General features: G+C 63.8%; 14 protein-coding genes and 1 pseudogene. 10 read left to right on the forward strand and 5 right to left on the reverse strand.

From position 1 onward, the window contains the following. Positions 1-66: 66 nt before the first annotated feature. The 4 genes from nadB to V6M61_RS03450 form a co-directional block, all read right to left on the reverse strand. A complete protein-coding gene (gene nadB, locus V6M61_RS03435) occupies positions 67-1683 on the reverse strand; it encodes an L-aspartate oxidase (protein ID WP_332775158.1) in 1617 nt (538 codons plus the stop codon). A gap of 12 nt (positions 1684-1695) precedes the next feature. Next, positions 1696-2568 carry a segregation and condensation protein A gene (locus V6M61_RS03440; RefSeq protein ID WP_442957721.1) on the reverse strand — a complete coding sequence of 291 codons (873 nt, stop codon included), beginning with the start codon at positions 2566-2568 and terminating at the stop codon, positions 1696-1698. Between the two features lie 95 nt (positions 2569-2663). Further along, positions 2664-2882, reverse strand: coding sequence for a DUF3460 family protein (locus V6M61_RS03445; protein ID WP_332775159.1), 219 nt, complete (start codon positions 2880-2882; stop codon positions 2664-2666). 472 nt (positions 2883-3354) lie between these two features. Continuing rightward, positions 3355-3552: a CopG family transcriptional regulator gene (locus V6M61_RS03450; protein WP_332775226.1), complete on the reverse strand. Its 198-nt coding sequence runs from the start codon at positions 3550-3552 to the stop codon at positions 3355-3357. A gap of 93 nt (positions 3553-3645) precedes the next feature. Between V6M61_RS03450 and V6M61_RS03455 the strand changes: the two genes are divergently transcribed. From V6M61_RS03455 to V6M61_RS03495, 9 genes are all read left to right on the forward strand, one after another. Continuing rightward, positions 3646-4458, forward strand: a complete 813-nt coding sequence (locus V6M61_RS03455) for a YoaK family protein (RefSeq protein ID WP_332775160.1) — start codon at positions 3646-3648, stop codon at positions 4456-4458. Between the two features lie 271 nt (positions 4459-4729). Continuing rightward, the gene (locus tag V6M61_RS03460) at positions 4730-5485 is read left to right on the forward strand and encodes a transferase (protein WP_332775161.1); all 756 of its coding nucleotides are present in this window, start codon (positions 4730-4732) and stop codon (positions 5483-5485) included. A gap of 72 nt (positions 5486-5557) precedes the next feature. Beyond that, positions 5558-5692 (forward strand): hypothetical protein, encoded by a 135-nt coding sequence (locus tag V6M61_RS03465; protein WP_332775227.1) that lies wholly within the window; start codon positions 5558-5560, stop codon positions 5690-5692. After that, on the forward strand, positions 5689-7713 hold the full coding sequence (gene hyfB, locus V6M61_RS03470; RefSeq protein ID WP_332775162.1) for a hydrogenase 4 subunit B: 2025 nt from the start codon (positions 5689-5691) through the stop codon (positions 7711-7713). The genes V6M61_RS03465 and hyfB overlap by 4 nt, the downstream gene beginning before the upstream one ends. A gap of 7 nt (positions 7714-7720) precedes the next feature. Then, on the forward strand, positions 7721-8668 hold the full coding sequence (locus V6M61_RS03475) for a respiratory chain complex I subunit 1 family protein (RefSeq protein ID WP_332775163.1): 948 nt from the start codon (positions 7721-7723) through the stop codon (positions 8666-8668). A gap of 102 nt (positions 8669-8770) precedes the next feature. Then, positions 8771-9430, forward strand: coding sequence for a formate hydrogenlyase (locus V6M61_RS03480; RefSeq protein ID WP_332775164.1), 660 nt, complete (start codon positions 8771-8773; stop codon positions 9428-9430). A 1-nt stretch (position 9431) separates the two neighbouring features. After that, complete coding sequence (locus tag V6M61_RS03485; RefSeq protein ID WP_332775165.1) at positions 9432-10886, forward strand: hydrogenase 4 subunit F; 1455 nt, start codon at positions 9432-9434, stop codon at positions 10884-10886. 4 nt (positions 10887-10890) lie between these two features. Further along, on the forward strand, positions 10891-12447 hold the full coding sequence (locus V6M61_RS03490; protein ID WP_332775166.1) for a hydrogenase large subunit: 1557 nt from the start codon (positions 10891-10893) through the stop codon (positions 12445-12447). A gap of 11 nt (positions 12448-12458) precedes the next feature. After that, positions 12459-13007 (forward strand): NADH-quinone oxidoreductase subunit B family protein, encoded by a 549-nt coding sequence (locus V6M61_RS03495; RefSeq protein WP_332775167.1) that lies wholly within the window; start codon positions 12459-12461, stop codon positions 13005-13007. A gap of 170 nt (positions 13008-13177) precedes the next feature. Here V6M61_RS03495 and V6M61_RS03500 read toward each other — a convergent pair. Further along, positions 13178-13360 (reverse strand): annotated as a pseudogene (locus V6M61_RS03500) (SulP family inorganic anion transporter); the annotation flags it as partial. Positions 13361-13601: 241 nt separating this feature from the next. Here V6M61_RS03500 and V6M61_RS03505 point away from each other — a divergent pair. After that, positions 13602-15347, forward strand: a complete 1746-nt coding sequence (locus V6M61_RS03505) for a 7TM diverse intracellular signaling domain-containing protein (protein ID WP_332775168.1) — start codon at positions 13602-13604, stop codon at positions 15345-15347. Positions 15348-15351: the final 4 nt, after the last annotated feature.

Below are 15351 nucleotides of genomic sequence, written 5' to 3' on the forward strand. Positions count from 1 at the left end.
TTTATGTGCCAGATAGCGTGCAACATCACACTTGACCGCCGCACCGTGTGATGCGGGCCTGCGGTGTCAGGCCGCGGGCGGCACGAGGATGGTGGGCACCGCCGGGCTTAGCAGCGCCGGGTAGTCCCGGCTGAAGTGCAGGCCGCGGCTTTCATGCCGGGCCTGGGCCGAGCGCACGATGAGTTCGGCCACCTGCACCAGGTTGCGCAGCTCCAGCAAGTCGCGCGTGACATGAAAGTGCGCGTAGAACTCCTGGATTTCGCCCTGCAGCAGTGTGATGCGGTGCGCCGCGCGATCCAGGCGCTTGTTGGTGCGCACTATGCCCACGTAGTCCCACATGAAGCGGCGCAACTCGTCCCAGTTGTGCGAGATCACCACCGTTTCGTCGGCATCGGTGACGCGGCTGTCGTCCCAGGCCGGCAAGGCGGGCGGCTGGGCACGTGGAGTGTGAAGGATGTCCTGCGCCGCGGCGCGCGCAAACACCATGCATTCGACCAGCGAGTTGCTGGCCAGCCGGTTGGCGCCATGCAGGCCGGTGCAGGCGGTCTCGCCTATCGCGTACAGGCCGGGCACATCGGTGTGGCCGTCCAGGTCGGTCAGCACGCCGCCGCAGGTGTAGTGCGCGGCGGGCACCACGGGAATCGGCTGCTTCGAGATGTCTATGCCCAGCTCCAGGCAGCGGGCGTAGATATTGGGGAAATGCGCCAGGATGAAGCTCAGCGGCTGATGCGAAATGTCCAGGTGCACGCAATCGAGGCCGTGCTTCTTCATCTCGAAGTCAATCGCGCGCGCCACCACGTCGCGCGGCGCCAGTTCGGCACGGGCATCGTGGTGGGGCATGAAGCGGGTGCCTCCCGCCGATTCAGGCAGCAGCAGGCGGCCGCCTTCGCCGCGCACCGCCTCGGTGATCAAAAATGATTTGGCGTGCGGGTGGTACAGGCAGGTCGGGTGGAACTGGATGAACTCCATGTTGGCCACACGGCAGCCGGCGCGCCAGGCGGCCGCCGTGCCGTCGCCGGTGGCGGTGTCGGGGTTGGTGGTGTACAGATAGACCTTGCCCGCGCCGCCAGTGGCCAAAATGGTGTGCGGTGCGCTGAAGGTGAGCACCTCGTCGGTGGCTTCGTCCAGGGCATACAGACCGAGGCAGCGGTCAGGCTCATCCGCTGGCTTTTCCCCCAGCTTGCTGGCGGTGATCAGGTCCACCAGCGTGTGGTGCTCAAACAGCGTGATGTTGGGCGTGCGGCGCACCTGTGCTATCAGCGTGCGCTGCACGGCAGCGCCCGTGGCGTCGGTCACATGCACGATGCGCCGGGCGCTGTGGCCGCCTTCGCGCGTCAGGTGCAGGTGGCCGTCTTCCTGCGAGAACGGCACGCCCAGCTCCTGCAGCCAGGCAATGGTTTGCGGGGCGTTTTCCACCACAAAGCGGGTGGCGGCCGGATCGGACAGGCCGGCGCCGGCCACCAGCGTATCGTCCACATGCGCGTCAAAGCTGTCGTCCTCGGCCAGCACGGCGGCAATGCCACCCTGGGCCCAGCCGCTGGAGCCGTCGCTCATGGCGCGCTTGGTCAGCACGGCCACACGGTGGGTGGGGGCCAGCTGCAGCGCCGCCGTCAGGCCGGCCAGGCCGCTGCCAATGACCAGCACATCAAAGGCGTGCTGCGTCGGGGTGGGTGAATGGGACATGGGTTTAAGGCCTTAGGCCGGGGTATAGGCCAGCCGCACATAAATCGGGGCGTAGGCCTCGGCCTGCGTGACTTCCAGCAGGCCTTCCTTGGACAATTCGAGCAGCGCGATGAAGGTCACCACCAGCACCGGCATGCCGCGCGTGGCGTCAAACAGCTCTTCAAATTCGACGAATTTGCGGCCCTGCAGCTTGCGCAGCACGATGCTCATGTGCTCGCGCACGCTGAGTTCTTCGCGGCTGATGACGTGGTGCTGTACCAGCTTGGCGCGCTTGATGATGTCGCGCCAGGCCTCCTGCAAATCGACCACGTTCACATCCGGGAAGCGCGGCTGCAGCGATTGCTCCACATAGACCTGGGCGCGCAGAAAGTCGCGGCCAAATTGCGGTAGTTCGTTGAGCTTGTGGGCCGCCAGCTTGATCTGCTCGTACTCGAGCAGACGGCGCACCAGCTCGGCGCGCGGGTCTTCGGGCTCCTGGCCCTCGGCGGTCTTTTTGGGCGGCAGCAGCATGCGCGACTTGATCTCGATCAGCATCGCGGCCATCAGCAGGTATTCGGCGGCCAGTTCCAGGTTGGTGGCACGGATCTCGTCGACATAGGCCAGGTACTGGCGCGTGACCGCGGCCATCGGGATGTCCAGAATATTGAAGTTCTGCTTGCGGATCAGGTAGAGCAGCAAGTCCAGCGGGCCCTCAAAAGCCTCCAGAAACACCTGCAGCGCATCCGGCGGGATGTACAGGTCGTGCGGCATCGCAAACAGCGGCTCGCCGTACAGGCGGGCCAGCGCCACCTGGTCAATCACGGCCGGCATGCCCGGCAGCGCCTGCACGACGGTCGGCAGGCCCGGCTCGGACGGCGAGGGCGGCAGTTCGGTGATCGAGGGCATGGGCTTGGGACAATCCGGCGATGCTATAAAAAATATAGCTGCTTGCGCACTACCAGTGCGGGCTGAAGGCCTTTTTGATTGTTATTTTTTTGAGCCTATTTGCTGTTTGGGTGGCCGCTGGTACCGTAGACATAAGGCTGCTGCGGCACGCTGGCATCCTGGTAATCCGCCTGCTCCGAGAGGTCGAGCTTTTTGTCCCAAAAAATCGCGCGCCCCTGGCGCTGCTCGGCTTCCAGCGTGGGTTTCTTCGCTTTGAGCGCGTCAATGAGTTGGGTGGCTTCAGAGGTGTAGTCGGGACGGCGAAAGATGGACATGGAATTAAACGGCCTCAAACATGGAGTTGACTGATTTTACCGGGCTCCACCCGACGCCTTTCCTGGAGCAGATTTCCCACATGCCGATCTCGAAAAATACCCCTTTTATTCTTCACCGCGGTGTTCGACCAGGACCTCAAAGTGCGCAGCACCGGCTCGGTGACGACATCCGGCAGGAAGCGGCGCATGGAAAGCGCTGAGCGTTGCCGCAGTATTTTTTAAATAAAAAGTGAGCTTTACCGGCGCAGAATATGCGCAGACAGCTATTGTTTTTATAGCGACTTCCATGCGGACTGTGGCTCGGTGAGCTGGCGAGGCGCACGGGGCTGTCGTGCAACGCGGTCAAGAAGTGGCTTAAAGTGGCTCAAGGCGCCCAAGGCGGCGGTGCCCAAATGCCAGTGCCGTTACGCTTTGGGCAAACTGACCGTCTTCGAGGTGAAATTGGTGCAAGCCCTCTCTCGCTTGCCGATCTTCAAGATGTGCGCCCTTTTCTGGACGATTTTGAAGTCCCGGACGGCTGGAATTCGACACCATGCTCGGCCAGATACTCGCGAATGAGCCTTCGTACGACTTGGGAGGGGGTGACATCCTGTCTTGCACACAAGCCCTCGAACGCCAGTTTCTTTGCCGGATCAATCAGAACCGTCAGTCGTGCCGTCTTTAGCTCCATGGATGCGCCCATATTCATGCTCCCATAGTCATCGGACGTTATGATAATCAAATTATAATTGCAATTGAATTGAATGCAAACTATATTCAATTTATGAGTAACGAGGTCGACGGGCTCGCAAAGCTCATCTTTTTTACGCCCGCAAACTTCCTTCACGGCCTGACCCATCGAGTCAGAACGCGACGGAGCAATCGCCAATTGGGCGGAATGCTTGCGCTTATTGCCGGCGCCATCAACGCTGGGGGGTTTCTTGCGGTGCAGCGCTATACCTCTCACATGACCGGGATTCTGTCTGCCATCGCTGACGACCTGGTTTTGGGTCACACCGTTTTAGTTTTCGCGGGAGTTGCGTCGCTGGCCGCATTTCTTTGTGGAGCCGCGACGACCGCGGTACTGATTAATTGGGCGCGGCGGCGGCAGATGCATGGCGAGTTCGCACTGTCGCTCATGCTCGAAGCGGTCCTGCTTCTGGTCTTTGGCCTGCTGGGGGCCAATCTTCAGCTTTTCAGTGAATTGTTTGTGCCGTCCACCGTGCTGCTGTTGTGTTTCATCATGGGATTGCAGAATGCGATCGTCACCAAAATATCAAAGGCCGAGATCAGAACCACACACATGACGGGTGTGATCACGGATCTCGGAATTGAGCTGGGACGGCTGATCTACTGGAACCGCACGCGGGAAACCAATATCGAGCACTTCGTGAAGGCCGATCGCGACAAGCTGGCTATCCACACGGTCATTCTCGGGTTGTTTTTTGTTGGGGGCGTGATCGGCGCGGTGGCGTTCAAGGCTTTGGGCTTCGCGGCAACAGTGCCCGTGGCCACCTTGCTCATGGTATTGGCGGCACCTCCGCTCCTGAAGGATTTCTGGTTACTTGGCAAGAAAATCCAAAGGGAAATGCCATGAGCCGCCGGGCCGTTCCCAAGGCGAATACCGCAGCGCGCAGCGCGGAGGTTACCCAATGAGCCGCCGGGCCGTTCCCAAGGCGAATACCGCAGCGCGCAGCGCGGAGGTTACCCAATGAGCACTGGGCCATCGAACAAGCCAACGGATCCCGTGCCGGCACATCCGGCTCCCGGGGCTTGGGCTCAACGGGCGTCCAACCTGTCGAGGGTCAAAAAGGCAGCCAGGCGGCAGGATCGAGAAACCCTGCAACAGCCGGTTTAGCAGAGAAGAGATGCTCAATACCTTCAAAGCCCTGCAGCACGCCGAGCCCTTCGTGATCGAGACACCGGGTAGCCGGTCACTGCATTTCACCCGTCTGGAGATGCAAAGCCGGATGTTTCTTGAACAGCCGGACTGGCTGAGCCTGGAATACACGCGCTTAATGATGGGATTCCTGCTGTTCATGAGCCAGCCCGAACATATAGCCATCATCGGGTTGGGCGGTGGCTCGCTGGCCAAGTTCTGCCATCGTTACCTGACGGAATCGCGAATCACCGCGGTGGAGGTCAATCCGCACGTCCTCTCGCTTCGCGACAAATTCCATGTTCCACCCGATGACGAGCGCTTCTCCGTGGTTCTGGGCGACGGGGCGGACTTCGTCAGGACCGCCGAGGACTCGCTCGACACCTTGCTTGTAGACGGCTTTGCGGCAGAGGGGATTCCTCCCCAGCTGTCATCGCAGAGCTTTTACGATGACTGCTTCGCAGCGTTGCGCCGCGACGGGATTGCGGTTTTCAACCTGGACGGCGATGACAGCGATTCTGAGCAATACATCGAACGAATCGTCCGAAGCTTTGGCACGCCAGTCTTGCGAGTCAGCGCCGCTGCTTGCATGAATGTCGTGGTTTTCGCGTGCAAAGGCGATCTGATACTCAATCATTCCATAGGCACGGAAGCATTGCCGCAAGCGTTCAAGTCCGATGTGCGTGCGCATCTTCTTCCGGCATTCAACCGCGTCCGCCTGGCGCTGAGATATCAGCGGCGTTAGGCGTTTGTTGATCCCATGGCATTCATGTACGATGTGGCGCATGTAATCGTCGCACTGTCATGCCGAGGATGTATGGAGTTCAAGACCGCACGGCTAGCGCTGCTCATTGATCCGAACAAGAAGGCGGCCTTGGAGCGCCTTTGTGCGCAACGGAGCGATAAACCACCTCCTGAGAAGCGACGTGTGGCGCGCCGGCCTGGGGCATGAGCAACCCGCTCACCGTCGCGCAATGGCTCATCCTCGACTGGATGCTCGTGGCCGTGCTGGGCTGGCTGATCGTGGGGGCCGCAGGGGTCATCGCCCTGCATCGTCTTGCCCTGGTGTCCCGCGTGCTTTTCCCGGTCGGCGGCTTGCTCGGGCTGGCGCTTTTCGGCTTGGCTCTCGGCGCGGTGCTTGGCACGCCTGAAGTCGCCGTGCTGCCCATCGGTCTGCCGGCCTTGCCATTCCATCTGCGACTGGACAATCTTTCCGCCTACTTCCTGATGGTGATCGGCGCGGCGTCGGCCGGCATCTCCACGTTCGCGGCAGGCTACTTCCGCAAGGGCGAAGGCACGCCGCCGGGCCTGCTGTGCCTGGAGTACCACGTCTTCCTGGCCAGCATGGCGGGGGTCGTGCTGGCCGACGACGCCTACTCGTTCATGGTGATGTGGGAGACGATGGCGCTGGCGTCGTTCTTCCTGGTAACCGCGAACCACCGCATCCCGGAAGTGCGCAGCGCCGGCTACCTCTACATCACGATGGCGCGCATCGGCGCGATCGCCATCCTGCTGTGCTTCGGCGTGCTGCAGGCCAACACCGGCGACTACACCTTCGCCAACATGCGGGCGCAGGCCCTGACACCCTTGTGGGCCTCGGTCGGCTTCCTGCTCGCCGTGTTTGGCTTCGGCGCCAAGGCCGGCATCCTGCCCTTGCACGTATGGCTGCCGGAGGCCCACCCGGCTGCACCCTCGCCGGTGTCGGCCCTGATGAGCGGTGTCATGCTCAATACGGCCATCTACGGTCTGTTGCGCGTGTCTTTCGACTTGCTGCACATGCGTCTGTGGTGGTGGGGCGGGTTGCTGCTGGCCGCCGGTTTGGCAACCGCCCTGTTCGGCGTGGTTTTCGCGGCTGTTCAGACCGACATGAAACGGTTGCTGGCCTATTCGTCGATCGAGAACATGGGCCTGCTGTTCGTCGGCATGGGCCTGACGTTGATCTTTTCGGCCTACGACATGAAGCCGATGGCCGCGCTGGCCCTGACGGCGACCCTCTATCACGTCGCAAGCCATGCCTTCTTCAAGAGCCTGCTTTTCCTCGGCACCGGCAGCGTGCTGCACGCCACCTCCGAGAGAAACCTCGGCAAACTGGGGGGCCTGATCCGGACCATGCCCTGGGTGGGATGGCTCACGCTGTTCGGCGTGCTGGCCAGCGCCGGCCTGCCGCCGCTCGGTGGGTTCGTGTCGGAGTGGCTGCTGCTGCAGAGCTTCCTGTTCACGCCAGGCTTGCCTTTGCCGCTGCTGACCATGCTGATCCCGGTGGTTGCCGCGTTGATCGCCCTGGTGGCGGCACTGGCCGGCTACACGATGGTCAAGTTCTTCGGTGTGATCTTTCTCGGCCAGCCGCGCGAGGACAAGCTCGCCAGCGCCCAGGACGCCGGCCCCTGGGAACTCGCGGGCATGGTGTGGCTGGCGCTCGGCTGCGTCGTCCTCGGCCTGCTGCCGACGCAGTTCATCCAGCTGATCGACCCGGTGACGCAGCAGCTCGTCCAGTCAGGCCTGGGTGCCAAGGTGGCGGCCAGTGGCTGGCTTCTGGCGCCGAACAGCCTGGAGCAGGCGAGCTACGGTCCTGTGATCTTCCTGCTCGGCATCTTGGGGAGTTTTGCGCTCGCTTACCTGCTGGTGCGCTGGTTCTACCACGGCCGGGTGCGTCGCGGCCTGCCGTGGGCCTGCGGCTTTCCGTGGGGCAATGCGCGCATGCAGGACACTGCGGAGGGCTTTGGCCAGCCGATCCGCCAGATCTTCGAGCCCTTCTTCCTGATGCGGCGCGAGCTGCCGACGCCCTTCGACGAGAAACCGCGCTACCGCGTGACGGTCGAGGACCACTTCTGGCGTTGGCTGTACGTACCGATCGCCGATCTGGCGGCCTACCTGGCGCGACTGGTCGGCCTGATGCAGCAGGGGCGCATCGCGGTGTACCTGCTGTACAGTTTCCTGACCCTGGTCGCCACGCTGTTGGCGGTGATGCGATGAGGTTCCCATGAGCTTCACCGGCTTTCTGTCTCAGTTACTCGAAATCGGCATCGCGATCGCGATCGCGCCGCTGCTGACCGGCTGGGTCAACCAGTGGCGTGCCTGGCTGCAGAACAAGTCCGCGCCCAGCCTCTGGCAGCCCTACCGGATGCTGCACAAGCTGTTCAACAAGGAGTCGATGGTGGCCGACAACGCGTCGCGGCTGTTCGGCACGGCGCCCTACGTGGTGTTCGGCTGCATGGTGCTGGCCTGCGCCATCATCCCCACGCTGTCCACCGACCTGCCGCTGGCGCCGGCGGCCGATGCCATCGCGCTGGTCGGCCTGTTCGCGCTGGCCCGCGTGTTCATCTCGCTGGCCGCCATGGACATCGGCACGGCCTTCGGCACCCTGGGCGCGCGGCGCGAGATGCTGATCGGCTTCCTGGCCGAGCCGGCGCTGCTGATGGTTCTGTTTTCGGCTTCGCTGATCTCCAAGTCGACCTCGCTCACCACCATTGTCGAGACGCTGGCCCATCGCGAGCTGGCGATCTACCCTGGCCTGGCCTTTGCCGGTGTCGCCTTCACGATGATATCGTTGGCCGAGAATGCGCGCGTGCCGGTGGACAATCCGGCCACGCACCTGGAGCTGACGATGATCCACGAGGCCCTCATCCTGGAGTACTCGGGCCGCCACCTGGCGCTGATCGAGTGGGCGGCGAGCCTGAAGCTGTTCGCCTACTCCTGCATCGGCCTGGCGCTGTTCTTTCCTTGGGGCGTGGCCGAGGCGCAGGCGCCGCTGGCCATGCTGCTGGCCTTGCCGGTGCTGCTTCTCAAGCTGGCGGTGGGCGGCTTCCTGCTCGCCATGCTGGAGACGGCGAGCGCCAAGATGCGCATTTTCCGCGTCCCCGAGTTCCTGGCCACCGCCTTCCTGCTGGCGGTCATTGGCATGCTGGTGCAGTTGATGCTGGGACAATGATGCAATGCCCCCAAGCCCACTTCGTTCGCCGCCCTCCAAGGGGGCTGAGTGCCGCTGCCTGCAAAGCCTCAGTGCCCTTAGTGCAGCCGGGCGGGTACTGACATGAGCACTCTGCTGACCCAGTTCGTCAACCTGCTCGGCGCGGTGCTGCTCATCCTCGCCTTCGCGATGATCTCGCAGCGTCGCATCCTGTCGCTGATCCATCTGTTCACGATGCAGGGTGCGACGCTGGTGCTGGCGACCAGCGTGGTCGGCTACGCGACCCACCAGCCGCACCTGTACCTGTCTGCCGGCGTGACCTTCGTGCTCAAGGTGCTGTTGATCCCGTACCTGTTGCACCGCGTCATCAACCGCCTCGATATCCGCTGGGACGTCGAGACGCTGATCAATATCCCGACGACCATGCTGATTGGCATCGGGGTCGTGATCTTTGCCTTCAACCTCGCGATGCCGATCGCGCGGCTGTCGTCGGCACTTGCCAGCGGCACGCTGGGCATCGCATTGGCCTGCGTTCTGCTGTCCTTCCTGATGATGATCACGCGCGCCAAGGCGGTGCCGCAGGTGATTGGCTTCCTGGCGATGGAAAATGGCTTGTTCTTCGCCGCCACCTCGGCCACCCACGGCATGCCGATGGTGGTGGAGCTCGGCATCGCGCTGGACGTGCTGATCGGCGTGCTGATCCTGGGCGTGTTCATGTTCCAGATCCGCGAGCAGTTCGACAGCCTGGACATCAGCCACCTCGAAAAACTCAAGGAGGACTGACTTGCTTGCCCTGGCCTTCCTCCTCGCAACCCCGCTCGCCGGCGGCCTGGTGCTGGCGCTGGTCGGCCATCGCGACGACGCGCGCGACGTCAACGTCGCCTTCAGCCTGGGCACCTTTATCGCGGCCTGCGTGCTCACGGTGCAGATCATCGAAGGCGGGCCGGCGCTGGTGTGGGACCGCGAGTTCTACATCGACCCCTTGAACGTCTTTCTCGTGACGCTGACCGCGTTCGTCGGCCTCACCACCTCGATTTTCTCGCGGCCCTACATGCGCGTGGAGCGCGACCACGGCAAGATGACCCCGCCGCGCCTGCGCCTGTACCACAGCATGTACCAGTTGTTCAGCTTCACGATGCTGCTGGCGCTGACGACCAACAACATGGGTATTCTCTGGGTCGCGATGGAGGCTGCCACGCTGACCACCGTGCTGCTGGTCAGCGTCTACCGCACTGCGGCCAGCCTGGAGGCCGCGTGGAAATATTTCATCTTGTGCGGCGTGGGCATCGCCCAGGCGCTGTTCGGCACGGTGCTGCTCTACATGGCGGCCGAGAAGGTCATCGGCCCCGAGGGCGGCGCCCTGCTCTGGACCAGCCTCGATGCGGTGAAGGGCCAGCTCGACCCGAACATCATCACGCTGGCTTTCGCCTTCCTGTTCATCGGCTACGGCACCAAGGTCGGCCTGGTGCCGGTGCACAACTGGCTGCCGGACGCACACGCCGAGGGCCCGACACCGGTGTCTGCCGTGCTGTCGGGCCTGCTGCTGAACGTGGCGCTCTACGCGGTCCTGCGTTGCAAGGTCCTGACGGACGGCGCGCTGCAGAACCATCTCACCGGTCGCCTGATGATGGGCTTCGGCCTGGTCTCGGTGGTGGCGGCCGTGTTCTTCCTGATCCGGCAGAAGGACGTGAAGCGCATGTTCGCCTACTCGTCCATCGAGCACATGGGCATGATGACTTTTGCCTTCGGCATGGGCGGGCCGATCGCCAACTTCGCCGGGTTGCTGCACATGACGGTGCATTCGCTGATCAAGTCCGCGATCTTCTTTGCCGTCGGCCATGCGACGCAGAAGGCCGGCACACAGATCATGGACGACATTCGCGGGCTGATCCGGGTCAGCCCCATGGTCGGCTGGGGCCTGATGCTGGGGGCGTTGGCCATTCTGGGCATGCCGCCGTTCGGGGTTTTTGCCAGCGAGTTCCTGATCGTCACCACCGCGATGCGCGAACAGCCCTGGGCGACGCCGTTCCTGTTGATCGCGCTCGGCCTGGCGTTCGCGTCGGTGTTCAGTCGGGTCCAGCCGATGGTCTTTGGCGAAACCACCCTGAAGCCCCTGGCCCACCCGCCGGCGCTGATTCCGGTGTTCGTTCACCTCGTGCTCGGACTGATGCTGGGCCTGTACATCCCGCCCTATCTCGACGCCTGGTATCGCCAGGCGGCTGCCATGCTGGGGAACTGAACGTATGGCACTGTCGGACCTCGGACTCGACCTGCAGCGCCTGCCGGCGCCCTTGCCAATCTGGCGCGCGTTGGTCGCTCGCGACGTCTGGAGCACCGTGGCGCGCACCATCGCGGCCGGGGGCGGGCGACTGGTCTCGGTCTGGGGCGTCGACCGCCGGGCGTCAGGCAACGGGATGGCCGCGTGTGCAGCCTTTGCCGTGTTCGAGGGGCTGGTCTGGCTCGAATTGCGGCAGGGCGACGAGACACCGCGCTTTCCGGATCTGTCGGGCGCGTTCCCGTGCGCGGGGCGGATGCAGCGCGCCATGGCCGACCTGTCGGGCCTCCCTGCAGAGGGCAGCCTCGATGACCGCCCTTGGCTGGACCATGGTTTGTGGTCGGGCGGGCCCTCGCCGCTGCGACACGAGTCCCAGCCACAGGCAGCCGCCGCCGGCACGCTGCCCGCCGACTACCCCTTCGTGCGCGTCGAAGGCGACGGTGTGCACGAGATCGCCGTCGGACCGGTGCATGCCGGCATCATCGAGCCCGGACACTTCCGCTTCTCGGTCGTCGGCGAGAAGGTGCTGCGGCTGGAAGAGCGCCTGGGCTATACGCACAAGGGCATCGAGCGGCGCTTCACCGAACTGGCGCCGCAGGACGCCCACCGGCTCGCCGGCCGCGTGTCGGGCGACTCGACGGTGGCCTACGCCTGGGCCTATTGCATGGCGCTCGAATCGGCCTGGCGCTGCGAGATTCCCGTCCGGGCAGTCTGGCTGCGCGCCCTGATGCTGGAGCGCGAACGCGTGGCCAACCACCTCGGCGACCTGGGCGCCCTGGGCAACGACGCGGCCCTGGCCTTCGGCCTGGCGCAGTTCTCGCGCCTGCGCGAGGACTGGCAGCGGCGTTCCTTGGAGGCGTTCGGCCACCGCTTCATGATGGACGCGGTGGTCCCTGGGGGCGTGGCGATCGACCTGGCGCCGCCGATGCTGGACCGCCTGCGCCAGCAGTGCGACGACATCGAGCAGGACGTGCGCGCGCTGAAGGCTGTGTACGACGAGCACGCGGGCCTGCAAGACCGCTTCCTCGCCACCGGGCGGGTGACCCCGCAGTTGGCCGCCCAGCTCGGTCTCACGGGGCTGGCAGGGCGTGCCAGCGGGCAGGTGGCCGACCTGCGTTGCGACCACGCATGGGCGCCCTACGACCGGTTCGCCGTTGCGATGGCCACGCATCGCAACGGCGATGTCGCAGCGCGCGTGACGATGCGGTTCGAAGAAACGTTCGAGTCCTTGAGGCTCATTCGCGCCATGTGCTCGGGCTTGCCGGACGGCGCCGTGCGCGCCGACCTGCAGCCGCCGGCGGCGGCGGCTGCATCCATGGGTGCGGGCTGGGTGGAAGGCTGGCGCGGCGAGGTTTTCGTCGCCCTCGAGATCGGGAGCGACGGCCGCATCGTGCGCTGCCACTGCCATGACCCGTCGTGGCAGAACTGGCCGGTGCTCGAGCATGCCGTGATCGGCAACATCGTTCCGGACTTTCCGCTGATCAACAAGTCCTTCAATCTCAGTTATTCGGGGCACGACCTCTAAAGAGCCCTGACATGTGGTACATCCTCAAGCAGATCGCCCGAACCGGCATCGTTACCGAGCCAGCGCCGCAGCTTGTCGATGCAGATGGCGCCGCGATTCATCGCATCCACCAGGACATTCTCGACATTCTCGGTCAGGCGCTGACGATCCGGGAGGTCGATGCGGGCTCGTGCAATGGCTGTGAGCTGGAGATACACGCGCTCAACAACCCCTACTACAACATCGAGGGGCTGGGCATCAAGTTCGTCGCCAGCCCGCGCCACGCCGACATGCTGCTGGTGACCGGCCCGGTATCGCGACATATGGAGGAGGCATTGCGGCGCACCTATGACGCGACGCCAGAGCCGAAACTCGTGGTCGCGGTGGGGGACTGCGGCTGCACAGGGGGTATTTTCGGCGAGAGCTACGCGAGTTGTGGCCGCGTCGCCAACGTGATTCCCGTCGATGTCGCCGTGCCTGGCTGTCCGCCGCCGCCCATCGAGATTCTGCGGGGAATCCTGACCGCGGTGCGGCAGCGCGCCAGACCCAGTCCGGCGGGAGACAGCCATGCAGGCAGCTGATGGGTTCTTGCTGGGCTAAAGCCAGGTCACTGACGCGAGCGATCCCAAGCACCTCGTTTCTAGGTTGATTTGCGACAGGGCAATCAGGACCGCAATGCTGACCGGCACATAGCGCTCCAAAAAATGCCGTCAACAATGACGATGAAAGCGCCCACCGGGCCGCCAATCTACACCGCCGAGCCGCCCAGCGATGAAATCAGGGCGCTGGCAATGATGGCGGTCCAGATGCCGGCTTCACAGGCTTCAGGCTTGAGACCGGAGGCAATCGCAAAGGCCATGGCCAGCGATAGCGCCACGATGCCCGCCGTCAAAACGGAGCCCATGTCCTTGAGCAGCCGCTCAAGGGCTTGGATTCAACCGGTCGATGCAGCAAACAGACGGGGCGAAAAGGGGGGCAAGGTGGAGCGGTAATCGCATGGCTGGAGCATAGTTCAGGGGTGATTGTGATCAGGCGGTAGTCAGTCGTCGAAACATTTGTTACAGTGTGTATCAATTAATTAAAATTAGTTAGTTTGACTTATTGCTCCTGTCCTCCTGCCGTAACTGTCTGTGACGTTCAATATGTACCATCAAGGTGAGCGTTTACTTTCTGTTTTGAGCCGTAGTTGGCTGATTGGGCCGGTCCTGCTGGGCCTGTTTCTGGTGCTGCCCAGCTCCCAGGCCTTGTCCCAGAACGGCCAGATGTTTCAGGTAAGCCCTAACGTTCAAACTGTTCCGGCGCTGGCGCCAAGGTGGCAGCACATCCCGGGGGAAGCGGCGGTTCTGGTCGACGCGTCGGGTGCGCAAACAGTGGATCAGGTCCGTGCCCGCTTCGAGGCCGGTCAGGGGCGGGCCGCCAACCCGGACCAGATCATGCCCACGGGCGGGGGGCGCGCCCTGTGGTATCAGCTCAAGCTGCCCGACGTGAGCGCCGCGACCGCACTGACGCTGGCCCTGCCTCACCCGGGCATGGACAGCGTGGAGTTGTACCGGCCCGGCGTTCAGTCTGACCAGGGTGCCAGCTGGCAATTGCAGCGCTCGGGCGACGGGGTGGCGGTGGCGCAGTGGCCGGTGCGCCATCTGCATCCGGCTTTTGAGTTTGTGCTGCGACCCAACGAAGCGCAGCCGACCTATCTGCGCGTGCAGCACAGCCAGCCGATCGGGGTGCATTGGGTGTTGTGGGACGCGTCCAGCTTTCAGGAGGACAGCAAACGCTGGCACCTGCTGCTGGGCGGCTACATCGGGCTGGTGGTGCTGATGGTGCTGCTCAGTGTCGCCAATGCCTGGTCGTGGCGCGATTCGATACATGTTTATTTCGCGGCCTATGTGCTGGTCATTACGCTGGCGCAGTTGTCCTTGATGGGTTTGGCGGGCGAGTATTTCTGGCCCCACAACCCCTGGTGGAATGACCGGGCCTCGACGACGCTGTCGGTCGCTTCGGTGGCCTTGCTGCATCCGCTCCTGCGCCAACTGGTGATGGAGCGCAGCGCGCGGTGGCTGTCTTACTGGCTGCTGGTCATGACGGGGCTCGGGGCCATCGTGGTCGTGGGTTTTCTGGCGATTGGCCGCAAGCCGTTTTTTACCCTGTCGGCCCCTTACTACCTGGCGAGTTTTGCCTCCTACCTGGGTGTGGCGGCCTGGTACGCCTGGTACCGGCCCCGTGTGGGTTGGTGGGTGCTGGCGGCCCTGGCTGCCCTGGTGGGGGGCGCCATCTTTCCGGTTTTACGCAACCTCGGTCTGATGCCCATGACCCTGGCCACGCAATATGGCGCCCAGATGGGCATAGCCATTGAGATTCCGCTGCTCCTGATCGCTCTTTATCTTCGCGGGCAGGCGTGGAGCGACAACCCGACGCACGTGAACGCCCTGACGCGTGTCGACCCTCTGATGGGCGTTGCCAGCCACCGGGTGATGATGGAGCAACTGGCGCAGCTTGTTCTTCGCCAGCAGCGTGACCCGGGCGTGGGCGCGGTGCTGCGCATCCGCGTGAACAATGCACAGGCCATCCGGCAGGACTACGGCACGCAAGCCGCGCAAAGCGCGCTGGTTCAGGCGCTCGCGTGCGTGACCAGCGTGGCCAGGGAAGGCGATACCGTGGCGCGTCATCGCGACGGCGATTTTGTGCTGATTCTGCAGAGCCGCATCACGCATGAACAACTGACAGACATCGGGCAGCGTCTGATCGCGCACGGTCTGGCCGAAAATACGAACTTGCCGCCCGGCGCCGTGCTCCAGCTCAATATAGCGGTGGCGCAGGCGCCGTTCAGGGCGCCGGATGCCAGCTCGCTGCTGCAGACCCTGGGTGCGGTGCTGGCCGAACTGGGCTCACGCCCGGGCACGGCGCTGCGGTTTGTCAGCTGAGGCG

Origin of the sequence: Polaromonas sp. (assembly GCF_036676035.1) — a bacterium.
GTDB lineage: Bacteria > Pseudomonadota > Gammaproteobacteria > Burkholderiales > Burkholderiaceae_C > Polaromonas.